12 protein-coding genes are annotated in these 12,857 nt (G+C 45.5%); 5 read left to right on the top strand and 7 right to left on the bottom strand.

Features of this window, described 5'->3' with window-relative positions:
* The first annotated feature begins 74 nt into the window (after positions 1-74).
* Positions 75-1,760 (top strand): dihydroxy-acid dehydratase, encoded by a 1,686-nt coding sequence (gene ilvD, locus F6K64_RS31045; protein WP_287249757.1) that lies wholly within the window; start codon positions 75-77, stop codon positions 1,758-1,760.
* Between the two features lie 435 nt (positions 1,761-2,195).
* On the opposite strand, the gene F6K64_RS31040 is transcribed toward ilvD, so the two are convergent.
* On the bottom strand, positions 2,196-2,357 hold the full coding sequence (locus tag F6K64_RS31040) for a hypothetical protein (RefSeq protein ID WP_158026776.1): 162 nt from the start codon (positions 2,355-2,357) through the stop codon (positions 2,196-2,198).
* 26 nt (positions 2,358-2,383) lie between these two features.
* On the opposite strand from F6K64_RS31040, the gene F6K64_RS31035 reads away from it, so the two are divergent.
* Complete coding sequence (locus F6K64_RS31035) at positions 2,384-4,087, top strand: ArnT family glycosyltransferase (protein ID WP_502708093.1); 1,704 nt, start codon at positions 2,384-2,386, stop codon at positions 4,085-4,087.
* A gap of 28 nt (positions 4,088-4,115) precedes the next feature.
* Here the strand turns inward: F6K64_RS31035 and F6K64_RS31030 are convergent, their stop codons facing one another.
* The 4 genes from F6K64_RS31030 to F6K64_RS31015 all read right to left on the bottom strand — a co-directional run bounded on the left by F6K64_RS31030 (position 4,116) and on the right by F6K64_RS31015 (position 6,201).
* The gene (locus F6K64_RS31030) at positions 4,116-4,406 is read right to left on the bottom strand and encodes a hypothetical protein (protein ID WP_287249755.1); all 291 of its coding nucleotides are present in this window, start codon (positions 4,404-4,406) and stop codon (positions 4,116-4,118) included.
* A 407-nt stretch (positions 4,407-4,813) separates the two neighbouring features.
* Positions 4,814-5,308, bottom strand: a complete 495-nt coding sequence (locus F6K64_RS31025; RefSeq protein ID WP_287267405.1) for an anthrone oxygenase family protein — start codon at positions 5,306-5,308, stop codon at positions 4,814-4,816.
* Positions 5,309-5,428: 120 nt separating this feature from the next.
* Positions 5,429-5,575, bottom strand: coding sequence for a hypothetical protein (locus F6K64_RS31020; protein ID WP_287267404.1), 147 nt, complete (start codon positions 5,573-5,575; stop codon positions 5,429-5,431).
* Positions 5,572-6,201 (bottom strand): NAD(P)-dependent oxidoreductase, encoded by a 630-nt coding sequence (locus F6K64_RS31015; RefSeq protein ID WP_287267403.1) that lies wholly within the window; start codon positions 6,199-6,201, stop codon positions 5,572-5,574. The genes F6K64_RS31020 and F6K64_RS31015 overlap by 4 nt, the downstream gene beginning before the upstream one ends.
* Before the next feature lie 96 nt (positions 6,202-6,297).
* Here F6K64_RS31015 and F6K64_RS31010 point away from each other — a divergent pair, with 96 nt between their 5' ends.
* The 3 genes from F6K64_RS31010 (at position 6,298) to clpB (ending at position 10,540) form a co-directional block, all read left to right on the top strand.
* On the top strand, positions 6,298-6,570 hold the full coding sequence (locus F6K64_RS31010) for a hypothetical protein (protein ID WP_287267401.1): 273 nt from the start codon (positions 6,298-6,300) through the stop codon (positions 6,568-6,570).
* Positions 6,571-6,659: 89 nt separating this feature from the next.
* Positions 6,660-7,532, top strand: coding sequence for a helix-turn-helix domain-containing protein (locus F6K64_RS31005; protein ID WP_287267399.1), 873 nt, complete (start codon positions 6,660-6,662; stop codon positions 7,530-7,532).
* A 335-nt stretch (positions 7,533-7,867) separates the two neighbouring features.
* Positions 7,868-10,540 (top strand): ATP-dependent chaperone ClpB, encoded by a 2,673-nt coding sequence (clpB, locus tag F6K64_RS31000; protein ID WP_008183260.1) that lies wholly within the window; start codon positions 7,868-7,870, stop codon positions 10,538-10,540.
* Positions 10,541-10,787: 247 nt separating this feature from the next.
* On the opposite strand, the gene F6K64_RS30995 is transcribed toward clpB, so the two are convergent.
* Both F6K64_RS30995 and F6K64_RS30990 read right to left on the bottom strand, forming a co-directional pair.
* Positions 10,788-12,428 carry an MBOAT family O-acyltransferase gene (locus F6K64_RS30995; RefSeq protein ID WP_287249750.1) on the bottom strand — a complete coding sequence of 547 codons (1,641 nt, stop codon included), beginning with the start codon at positions 12,426-12,428 and terminating at the stop codon, positions 10,788-10,790.
* Positions 12,429-12,637: 209 nt separating this feature from the next.
* Positions 12,638-12,857 (bottom strand): hypothetical protein (locus F6K64_RS30990; RefSeq protein WP_287267398.1); only part of this gene is annotated, 220 nt, incomplete at its 5' end.

Genomic DNA, 12,857 nt, shown 5'->3' with positions numbered 1-12,857 from the left:
GATATGATGGCTAAATTTGATGGCTAAATCTAAAATCTCTGGTAGAGACTCTAACCTTTGAGGAGAACATATCCATGCCGGAGAATTTGAGAAGCCAAGTGGTTACCCAAGGTGTTCAGCGAGCCCCTAACCGAGCCATGCTGAGGGCTGTTGGTTTCACTGATGACGATTTTACTAAGCCCATTGTTGGTCTTGCTAATGGCTACAGCACTATTACTCCGTGCAATTTGGGGTTAAATGATTTGGCCAAACGAGCAGAGGCGGGATTGACCACTGCTGGTGCTATGGCTCAGATGTTTGGTACAATTACGATTAGTGACGGGATTTCCATGGGAACGGAAGGGATGAAATATTCCCTGGTATCCCGGGAAGTAATTGCTGATTCTATTGAGACCGCTTGTAATGGCCAAAGTATGGATGGAGTTTTGGCCATTGGCGGCTGCGATAAGAATATGCCAGGGGCGATGATTGCCATTGCCAGGATGAATATCCCAGCAATTTTCGTTTATGGTGGCACGATTAAACCTGGACATCTCGATGGTCAAGATTTAACGGTAGTGAGTGCCTTTGAAGCTGTTGGTCAACACAGTGCTGGCAAGATTGACGAGGCTAAACTCAAGGCGGTGGAACTCAACGCTTGCCCTGGTGCTGGTTCCTGTGGCGGCATGTTTACCGCTAATACTATGTCCTCTGCTTTTGAGGCAATGGGGATGAGTTTGCCCTATTCCTCTACCATGGCAGCGGAAGATATTGAGAAAGCCGATAGTGCTGAGAAATCTGCTTTTGTGTTAGTCGAAGCAATTCGCCAGCAAATACTACCTAGGGCTATTTTAACACGAAAGGCTTTTGAGAATGCGATCGCAGTAATTATGGCAGTAGGTGGTTCCACCAACTCAGTCTTGCATCTATTAGGGATCGCCCATGCTGCTGGAGTAGCCTTATCCATTGATGACTTTGAAACCATCCGGGGGAAAGTACCAGTCCTGTGTGACCTCAAACCCAGTGGTCGCTATGTCACTGTAAATTTGCACCGCGCCGGGGGGATTCCCCAAGTGATGAAAATGCTGTTGGTCCATGATTTGCTCCATGGGGATGCTTTGACCATTTCCGGCCAAACTATAGCGGAAGTGTTAGAAGAGGTACCTGATCAACCCCCTGCTGACCAAGATGTAATTCGTCCTTGGGATAATCCTGTGTATGCTCAAGGACACTTAGCCATTCTGAAAGGGAATCTGGCCACAGAAGGGTCAGTAGCAAAGATTACTGGGGTAAAAAATCCTCAAATCACCGGTCCAGCGCGAGTATTTGAATCCGAGGAAGCCTGCTTAGATGCGATTCTCGCAGGTAAGATCAACTCTGGTGATGTGATTGTGGTGCGCTATGAAGGACCAAAGGGTGGCCCAGGCATGCGGGAAATGCTGGCTCCCACATCAGCCATTATTGGTGCTGGGTTAGGTGATTCAGTGGGATTAATTACCGATGGACGATTTTCTGGAGGTACTTATGGCATGGTAGTCGGTCATGTCGCACCAGAAGCAGCGGTTGGAGGTGCGATCGCATTAGTCCAGGAAGGGGATATGATTACCATTGATGCCCATCAGCGATACTTACAACTAAATGTGTCCGATCAAGAATTAGAGCAACGCCGTGCTAGTTGGCAACCACCCAAGCCCCGTTATACCACAGGGGTATTGGCAAAGTATGCCACCTTAGTCTCTTCCAGTAGTGTCGGAGCAGTAACGGATTTAGATTTGGATTAACACTTATACACAGTTGCTGGTTAATCTACTCTATAGCTGATCCATGAGTCGTTACTCCCCCCAAATTAAAAAACCTACACTTGTGAGGCAGGAATCCCCCCTAACCTTACAAGGGTAGGTTTGTGAACATTGGGGCGAGTAAGTATAGCGCTACGCGCAAGGCAAGAGGAATCCCCCCTAACCCCCCTTAAAAAGGAGGCAAGAGGCAAAAGTGCAAGTGCATTAGCGCAGGTGCGCTTTCCGCATCTAATTATTAAATTCGCCACGGGTCGCACCTTTTTCTGCTTTTATCAATGTCCTAACTTTAATGCGTAGTGCTATACTTTCATGATTGTATAAAATCCTAAATATATGTATCAAAATACACAATCATTTTCGGAATAATTCTGCCCATTTCCTGCTTCTGTTAACTCCCTCGGTGCGCTTGACCCGTAATTAAATTCGCCACGGGTCGCACCGCTCCCGACTCCCTCGGTGCGCTTGACCCGTAATTAAATTCGCCACGGGTCGCACCGCTCCCGACTCCCGACCCAAATGTAAAAAACCTACCCCTGTAAGGGATTCCTGCTCCCTAAAAGCCAGTAATTTGTACCTCACCCCATTGAAAACTGCTATTATACATGATGCATAACGCCCTGAAAAGGTTGTCTCAACATCAATTTGTACTTGGTTGGCTGCTAGGGGGGCTACTGTTTCGGTGTATCATTGCTTTTTGGCTTTACCCTGGTATTGATGAAGCCTATTACTATGTCTATAGCCTGCATCTAGACTGGAGTTATTTTGATCACCCAGTTTTAGTTGCCCTGACTACTGGCTTTGGTACTTGGATAACGGGAGAGGTTTCCCAATTCACCATTCGTCTGGGTTCCCTGATTTTGTATACAGGTAGCCTATTGCTACTGTATCTGACTAGCACTCATCTATTTAACACCAAAGCGGCTAGATTAACGTTAGCGATCGCTACCATTATTCCGATTTTTCAAATTGGCTTTGGTGTACTTACCCTACCCGATAGTCCCCTGATATTTTTCTGGTCAGCTAGTTTGTTATGTGCTGCTTACGAATTTTTTACCCTCAGAGGGAAAAATTTAAGTAAAAAATTATCTAGTCAACCCAATAGTTTATCTTCCAATACTCCACACCCTAACCCCCACACCCTAACTCCTATTTATAGTTCATACCGACCTAGCTATCGGTTAGCACTCCTGGGTATTTTAGTAGGTTTAGCTTGTCTAGGGAAATATCATGGCTTTGTTTTGGGCTTAGGATTAGTTGGTTTTTGCTTAACGAGTCCACGTCATCGTTGTGCATTATTGTCACCTTGGGCATGGCTAGGTTTAATGTTATTTATCATAACTATTTTTCCAATTTGGTACTGGAATATACAGCATGATTGGATATCCTTTACTTTCCATTTATCCACCCGTTTTAAACCAGAGCCAGAGGTACCTCAGCAGGGCTACAATTGGCTAAATGTATTAGTGATAGTTTTATCTGGAATAGCTTATCTTTTCCCTACGATGGCATTGCCCATGTGGTGGGTGAGTTTGCGATCGCTACTTACTCAATTTACCGGGTATAGCAAGACATCAAAATTGGAGTCAAGATTGATCCTATGGGTATCCCTACCCCTAGTTGTAGGCTTTACCCTCTTAGCAGGATATCACCAAATTTTGCCCACTTGGCCAATGCCAGGATTTTGGGGGATAACCTTACTACTAGGGCAACAGGCGCAACAGTGGCAAATGCGATCGCCTTTAGGCGGGCACTTCCTGTCATCGCGCGGTTGGGTTAACCGATGGCTAAAGGGTTCAGCCATAGCAATAGCTAGCCTATTATTGTTTGTGCTACTGCATATCACGACAGGAACACTGCAAAAATCCGGTCACTATGCTTTACTAGGGGGTTTTGTCTCTCCCAAGGATGACCCCTCTACAGAACTGATTGATATTCAGCAACTGCGACAAGGATTTGCTCAGTCTCCTGTGCTGAGTGAGGCATTAGAAACCTCTAGCTTTGTCTTTACTAATGGGTTTTATATCAGTGGGATCGTAGCGATGGCGATTACTCCCCTGACCTCTACACCAATTACCTGTTTGGGAGAGGATATGCGTGGTTTTATGGTCTGGTTCCAGCCTGAGCAATGGTTGGGTAAAGATGGATTATACCTTACTCTGGAGCGATTTCAAGAGTTGACAGATAGCTATCGAGCTTATTTTCAGGATATGCAGGAAATAGGGACAGTGCCGATTCGAAGGGCTGGAGCAGTAACAGAGGTTTTTCATGTGTATTGGGCGACTAAGATGGTGAAGCCTTATCCTAGCTGAGCGCTCGAATCGGTCATAGATCTGGGATTCAAGCTTTTCTCAGTCGCTCTGCACGGATACAGCCTCCCTCCCAATCCCACTTCGGGTCAGATTCACTTGGCTTATATTGTGCCCAAGCATTGCCACTCTCGTCCTGATACAAGGCTGTAATCTCCGCAGTAGCTCTACTTCCCCAAGGCGCTTTTACTATAATCTGGTCTTGGCACTCGAAAACTTCACCGTCAGAATTAGTGACGCTCTTGAGTGCGATTTGGGGTTTGCGCTCAATCGGGGGTATTTTTTTGATGACTAATTTTTTTGGCGGCTCAGATGTAGTCAAGTTTCTTGAACAATTGTAGTATCGATTACTTTCTTTTATTTTAGACGCTAGATACTAGCAAGTCGCAAGGGGGTTAGTTGGTAAGTAATCAGGGGTATTGACATTTTCTTGGGAATATGCATACTTCCAAGCAAATGCAATTATAGCGCTACGCGCAAGTTAGAAGTCAGAATTCAGAAGTCAGAAGTAAGCTAGGACTAGGTTTCGGAGTTTACAAATGTCAAACATCTTAATGGGTAGTGCTATATCTATCCTGGTAGGCTACATGATTGTTTGTATTGAGGACAATACATAAAAAACCAAACGACAAAAAGAGCTGTAACCAAGCGACACTCCCCTATCGGATGAGTGTCGCTTCGTTCCTCATTCCATAATTGCACCGGGCGATGGCACTTCGTCGTGCCCGCCTAAGGGCGAACGCAAAGGGCAATTGTAAACAGCATTGCTGCCAAAAATGCTGCTGCCGTCCGAACATGGTTCCAAAATGTCCAATCGGTCAGGAATCTTGCCCATAGGGTTGTGGCTTCAGTACTGTCTGGCGTAACGATTGCCAGGGCATCATTAAGCGGGATATTGCACGCGAAGGTTACGCCGATTGTGCCAATCAGATAAAGCAAAGTACCCGCCAGCCAATAGACAGCAACCGGTTGATGCCACTGTAGCAGTAACGAAATAGTCAGCAATGTGCAAGCAGCAGCGGTTCCCAGAAATGCCAGCATAAACCAAGGATTGATCACAGTGATATTAATCGATTGCATGGTAGCAATACCCTGTGCTGGTGGTTGCTGAGCCAAAGCCTTCATCACAAAAGTCGAAAAGGCGAAGAAGATGCCAGCGGCCAGACCACTGCCGATTGCTGTTAACAGCATTAGAGAAAAGCGGAAGTTGTTAACAGTTACCATAAAGCCTCCTAGGAATTTTCGTGTTTTTTGAAAGTGTTTAATATGTAAGCAGTCAGCAGTCAGCAGTCAGCAGTCAGCTTATTTTATTCAAAAGCACCTCAAGTAAAGTGGAACAGGCTTCTAGGCTGTGAAGCTATGGGCATAAACTGTTCCCGTATCGTGGCCACAGGGCTTTCGCAGATAGCTGTTCTGGTAGCTTTCGTCTAGCCCATAAGCTGATTGCTGATCGCTGATTGCTGATCGCTGATTGCTGAATGCTCTCTTCAATAGGACAAACTTGGTGTCTTGTGAATATACTTGTCATCTGCCAGTTGCTTCAATATGAAGTCAGCAACATCAGCACGAGAAATTTTGAGTTTTGATGTTTTATCGTTACTTGGAAAGCCGTGTCGGTATTTGCCAGTGCGATTCCCATCTACAAAGGCTCCAGGACGAACAATTGTCCAGTCTAGACCGCTTTGCAAAACATAGTTTTCCTGCCTTTGATGATCAGCAAACACGTTCCGTAACAGGAATCCAAACATGATATACTTCCAAAAGAAGTTAAGATTTTCCCAACTATCTCCTGCTCCAAGAGTTGATTGGCAGATAAAGCGTCGGATGCCTGATTTCTCCATGGCTTGGATAATCTGTCGTGTCCCCTCTGACCGGATTGTCCCTGTCATCTTCTGACCTGCTCCGAGTACACACACCACTGCTTCTTGACCTTGGACCGCCTTCTCCACTGATGGCAGATCCATGACATCCCCCTGAACAACCTTGAGATTTGCGTGGTTGATGTCCAGCTTGGCGGGATTTCGTGCAAATGCTGTAACCCTGTGTCCCTGGTCAAGGGCCTGTTCCACAACCTGACGACCTGTACCACCGGTTGAACCAAAAATAAGTATATTCATCTTCTTGATACTTTCTGCTTAACAATCACCCTTACAGCTTAGAAAGGCAATTGATGCTCAGCTATCTAATTCTTGTGGTACTATCACAATCTTGCGATGGCACTTCGTGCCCGCCTAAGGGCGAACGCTTTTCACGTTTTTGCTGGAAACTACCCCAAGCTGAATATAATCGGAACTAAAGCATTCAGCGGTCAGCGGTCAGCGGTCAGCCTTGTGGCACAGGCTTTGGCCTTGGCCTTTTGGCCTTTTGGCCACGCTACGCGAACGGCCACGCGTGCGCGTTTGGCCACGCTGTGCGAACGAGGCTGGGACTTTACTCAGATTCAAAAGTTCCGTAGCTTCCTAATAGCCCATAAGCACATCAATTAGTACCATCTGTAGCGCATTAGCTGATAGCTGATCGCTGATAGCTGATCGCTGATAGCTTAGATCAGAACTAGACGCACTGGCCTTGGATTATGAAAAATCCTGCTATCCAACAGGCTGAAACCAATGGCTTATCCCAGAAGTCTCGCCAAACTCAAAGCTGGGAAAATATTCGAGTCCAACACTTCCAACATCCTGCTGGAGAGGGAAATTGTCATTACAATGATGAGCATACCCTTTCTATCTCCCTTGCTCCTCGTCCCGTTCGCTTGCTACAAATTCAGGCAGGCAAGAGCTACACAGGGCTGTATAAAAAAGGAGACATGTCCATTACCCCTGCCAAGACACCGTTTTTTGCTCGGTGGGACAGTGATGATAATTACTTGCAGATTCGGCTGAAATCTCAGTTTATTCAAAGTGTTGCTAGAGAAAGCCTTGAACAGAATCCCGATCGGCTAGAATTACTGCCAGAATTTCGGATTCGCAATCCACAGATTGAAGCGTCCGCAATCATGCTACTTACTGAACTTCAACAGGAATCTTCAGGCAGCACACTTTACATTGATTCTCTGGCTAACGTCTTGGCAGTCAATTTACTGAGGCAACACGCAGCTACCAAACCTCAGTTGCCAATTTACCAGGGTGGCTTACCCCTGCGTCAACTGCAGCAAATTATAGATTACATTGATACACATTTAGATCGAGATATTAAACTGGCAGAATTAGCTCGATTGCTAGACATGAGCCAATTTCATTTCAGCCGTCTATTTAAGCAATCAATCGGCATGTCTCCCTACCAATACTTGATCCAGCAACGGGTAGAACGGGCGAAGCAGTTGTTGAAACAAAAAGACCGATTAATTGTAGACATTGCCTTAGAGTGTGGCTTCAACAGCCACAGCCACTTAAGCAAAAAGTTTCGAGAATTTACCGGCATGACACCGAAAGCATACAGAGCACATTAGTAAGCATATGCGCTACGCGCACGCGTGTGCGTTCAGCCGTCAGTTATAAGCTAATGCGCTACTTGAGGTGCTATCAGGTGCTTTAAGGATGAGTAAAACCAGCAGGGATTTTTAACCAGCCGTAGCAGTACCCCCCAGCTTGTTTACTACCGACCGTTGATTAGCTGACGGCTAAGGGCTGATAGCTGTTGGCGTAGCCTGCGCGTAGCGCATATGCTTACCAATCAAAATCTACCATTGATGAATTTCAAGCCAGACTTTCCGGATAGAGGGTGAAAGGGATTGCTATACTAACCACAGCATAGATGGTAAAAAAGCGAGATTTGTTGTAGGATATGCAGCCCACTGACGCCAACAAGTTTACAGATAAAGCCTGGGAAGCGATTGTTAAATCTCAAGATGTCGCCCGTCGCTGCAAAAATCAACAGCTGGAAGTCGAACACGTTGCGATCGCATTGTTGGAACAAGATGGGCTACCCAATCGGATTCTATCCCGTGTCACTGTTGATGTTAACCGGTTTCAGCAACAACTGGAAAATTTTGCGACGCGCCAACCTAAGGTCGCTAACCTAGACCAATTGTACCTGGGTCGTGGTTTGGATGTGATGCTCGATAATGCGGAAGCCTATCGCAAGACTTTGGAGGATGAGTATATTGCAGTAGAACATCTGTTACTGGGTTTAGCGGTGGATGAACGGGTAGGACGCCGCTTGCTCAAAACCCATAACCAGGATGCCGCCAAGCTCGAAGAGGCCATTAAAGCCATCCGAGGCTCTCAAAAGGTCACAGACCAAAATCCCGAATCCCGTTACGAAGCATTGGAAAAGTACGGACGGGATTTGACCGAAGCCGCTCAAGCCGGAAAACTTGACCCAGTGATTGGTCGGGATGAGGAAATTCGTCGGGTGGTTCAGGTGCTATCTCGTCGGTCGAAAAATAACCCCGTGTTGATTGGAGAGCCAGGGGTAGGAAAAACTGCGATCGCAGAAGGACTAGCCCAACGAATTGTGAATGGGGATGTCCCAGAATCCCTCAAAAACCGCCAGCTGATTTCCTTAGATATGGGCAGCTTGATTGCAGGTGCTAAATATCGGGGAGAATTTGAAGACCGACTTAGAGCTGTGCTTAGGGAAGTGACCCACTCAGATGGTCAAATTGTCCTGTTTATCGATGAATTGCACACCGTAGTCGGAGCTGGTGCTAGCGGTGGCACTATGGATGCAGGGAATTTACTCAAACCAATGCTAGCTCGGGGAGAATTGCGTTGTATTGGAGCAACTACCCTTGATGAATACCGCAAGCATATTGAAAAGGATGCTGCTCTAGAACGTAGGTTTCAGCAAGTCTATGTTAAGCAACCAACTGTAGAAGACACCATTTCTATTTTGCGGGGACTCAAAGAACGCTATGAAGTCCATCATGGGGTTAATATAACCGACTCAGCCTTGGTAGCAGCAGCTACCTTATCCCAGCGCTACATTACTGACCGATTTTTACCCGATAAAGCTATTGATTTGGTGGATGAGGCCGCAGCCAAAATCAAAATGGAAATTACCTCCAAGCCAGTGGAATTGGAAGCTACTGACCGCAGGCTGATGCAGCTGGAAATGGAAAAGTTATCTCTAGAAGGGGAAGATAAGCGAACCAGTACCACCTCCGCCACCTATAGTTCTGCCCAGGAACGGTTAGAGCGCATTGAAAAGGAAATTGTGGTTTTACGGGGAAAACAGGAACAACTCAATAAACAATGGCAATCGGAAAAGCAACTGTTACAAGACATCAGTGCCTTAAAAGAGGAGGAAGAACAGTTAAGGGTACAAGTGGAACAAGCGGAACGCAATTATGACCTCAATAAGGCAGCCCAGCTAAAATATGGCAAATTAGAAGCTTTACAGCGGGACCGGGAAGCTAAAGAGAGTATGATGTTGGAACTCCAATCCGGGGGTAGTGCTCTGTTGCGAGAACAAGTCAGTGAATCCGATATTGCTGAAATTGTGGCTAAATGGACCGGTATTCCCCTGAAGCGATTGCTGGAATCAGAGCGCCAGAAGTTATTACAGCTCGAAGGACATTTACATAAACGGGTGATTGGGCAAACAGAAGCCGTTTCTGCTGTAGCTGCTGCCATTCGTCGTGCTAGAGCAGGGATGAAAGATCCCGGGCGTCCCATTGGTTCCTTCTTGTTTATGGGACCAACTGGGGTCGGTAAAACCGAATTAGCTAGAGCGTTGGCACAGTTTCTGTTTGACAGTGAAGAAGCTCTGGTGCGGATTGATATGTCCGAGTATATGGAGAAACACGCAGTTTCTCGGTTAGTAGGTGCCCCACCAGGATATGTAGGGTATGAAGAAGGAGGACAACTGTCAGAGTCCGTGCGTAGGCGTCCTTACTCAGTAGTATTGCTCGATGAGGTGGAAAAGGCACACCGGGATGTATTTAACATTTTGTTACAGGTACTTGACGACGGACGAATTACCGACTCCCAAGGCAGAACCGTCGATTTCCGGAATACCATTATTGTCATGACCAGCAATATTGGCAGTGAGCATATTTTGGGAGTAGCTGGGGATGATTCCCAGTATGAGGAAATGCGCAAACGAGTGACGGAGTCTTTGCGATCGCATTTTCGCCCAGAATTTGTGAACCGGGTCGATGATGTGATCATATTCCATACCCTAACCCGGGATGAATTGCGGAAAATTGTCGGGATTCAACTCAAACGGATTGAGCGGCTGTTGGCAGAGCAAAAGATTACCCTGGAAATGTCCGAGCAAGCTCAGGATTATCTCACCGACGCTGGATATGACCCCGTCTATGGTGCTCGTCCCTTGAAGCGGGCAATTCAGCGAGAGTTAGAAAATCCCATTGCTACTAAGATTTTAGAAAATATGTTTATCGAAGGGGATACCATTTTCATTGATTGTGGAGATCAAGGGCTGACATTTAGTAATAAAGCACCCACTAAACCAGTAACAGCTAGTGAATCAGCTGTTCCAGCTGTTACTTAAGATTAGGCATCCCTTTGGGAAGAGGGAGGAGTTCATGTAGGGTGGGCAGTGCACCAGACAGATAATGAAGCTTGCAAACCACGTTGGTAGGCACTGCCCACCCGAAGATTAATGACAATGGTGCAAGATCTCAGTAAAACGTAAGCATTCAGCGGTCAGCGGTCAGCCGTCAGCCTTGGCCACGCTACGGGAATGGCTGATAGCTGTTCGCGTAGCGTGCGCGTAGCGCTTAAGCTGATAGCTCACCTTAAAACTGGAAGTAAAGAAATTCGGAAACTCGGTTAAGAGATAGTAGGCAAAATGTAGCGATTAAGCCAATAGCTGTGGCCCAGTACCAGCTAGGCTTGAAGTGTTTCATGATTTGCTGGGTATTAGGCAAAAAGGTAACCCCTAGGATTAGTCCGAAGAGTACCATGAAGGTCTTTTCTAACCCTATAGGTGGCAGAAGACGTTTCATATCTTGCCACTCCTGAAATTGGATGCCTAAGGGGGTTAACCAACCCAAGGTATTTTGATAAGTAGTAGGCAAGATAACGCCCTTGAGTCCTACCATTGCCTGTAATATTCCTAGACCATCACTAATACTAGTTGCCCGAAACAATACCCACGTACTTACCACTGCTAAAAATGTCAGCATCCAGGCTAGAATTTTTGGCATCGATAGCTTCATTTGCCGCCACCTATGATTAATTACCAGAAATAAGCCATGGAGTCCCCCCCAAATCACAAATGTCCAGCCAGCACCATGCCACAATCCTCCGAGAAGCATTGTAGCTAATAAGTTACCATATTGACGTAGACGACCGCGACGATTACCACCAAGAGGAATATAGAGGTAATCCCGGAGAAAATTCGACAAAGTGATGTGCCAACGTCGCCAGAAGTCACTGATAGATCTCGCTTTGTAGGGGGAATTAAAGTTAATCGGTAGGCGGATATTTGTGATTAACCCTAAGCCAATTGCCATGTCAGAGTAGCCGGAAAAATCGAAATACAGTTGAAAGGTATAACTCAATGCTCCCACCCAGGCTTCTACAAAGCTGAGTTGGTCACTATTGTTAAAAATAGTGGCTACCCAGGGGGATAGATTATCTGCGATCGCAACTTTTTTACCTAAGCCTAGGATAAATAGGCTTAGCCCCATTCCCATGTTTTTCCAGGAAAACAGGCTATTGCGTAACTTCTCAAACTGGGGCAATAGTTCATCGTAACGGAGAATTGGACCGGCTATGAGTTGGGGAAAGAAAGACACAAACAGGCTATAGGTCATAAAATTATACCTACACTTTTTCGTTTCCCCACGATAAGCATCAACAATATAGGCAATTTGGGTAAAGCTATAAAAAGAAATCGCTAAGGGAAGTAAGATGGTAGGAATAGTGATATTTGTCCCAAAAATATGGTTTAATGAATCTACGAAAAAGTTAGCATATTTGAAATAGCCCAAAATCGCTAGGTTAAAGCAAATTCCTATCCAAAGCAGGAGTTTAGTTTGCTGTTTATAACTAACTACTTTGGAAACTAGGTTTGAGATGTTATTGTTTTTATTGGGAGAAATTACAGCTAAATTTCCTTCCTCTCCTTCCCCTCTTCCTCTGAAGCTGATCGACATGTTATTCACGGTCGTGGGAGCCGGACTATCCTCTCCACTTCCTTCTTCTAACAGAATTACTAGCTTCTCTATCTGTTTGCCAATGACATAGTTACCACTAATTGAAATTAGGAGCAGAGGCAGATAAGCAATTTTCCAATAACCATAAAAAAATAGGGATGCTAACGTCATCCATACCCAGGTAGCTTTAACCAAACGGAAGCGACTTAAGCCAAAAAAAACCACCAGGGTAATGGGAAGAAAGCCGAAGATGAAAGCGTATGAGTTGAATAACACGGTAGATGACTCTTGGTAAGTAGGAAATGCTAGCAATATTGCTGTTTATTAACAGTCAATAATCAATATTATATAATAAATAGTTAACACTAAATAGTCAAACAAAAACAGTCAACAGTCAACACTAAATAGTCAACGGTCAACACTCAAAAAATTTTTGGATAAGGGAAAATAATTTTATAAACACCCTGCATCTCCCTTACCTTCTGCTAGTCAATGGCTCTAGCTAATGACGTCCATCTCAAAGGTTTTTGGGTAAGGGAAAATAATTTGTAAACACCCTGCATGTCCCTTACCTTGTCTAGAGATACTCTTAAACCGGGATTAGTTGGGACAAACCCGAATAAGCCGGTCAAGGTGCAATCTATTGTTGTCCGAGTGAGAGGTGGTAAGTGCGGCAATTGGAGTTGAGCCTGCCACCTGTCTTTC

This window comes from Moorena sp. SIO3A2 (assembly GCF_010672265.1).
Lineage (GTDB): Bacteria > Cyanobacteriota > Cyanobacteriia > Cyanobacteriales > Coleofasciculaceae > Moorena > Moorena producens.
Note: the sequence above shows the minus strand (reverse complement) of the source record. Positions and strands in the feature narration are given on the sequence as shown.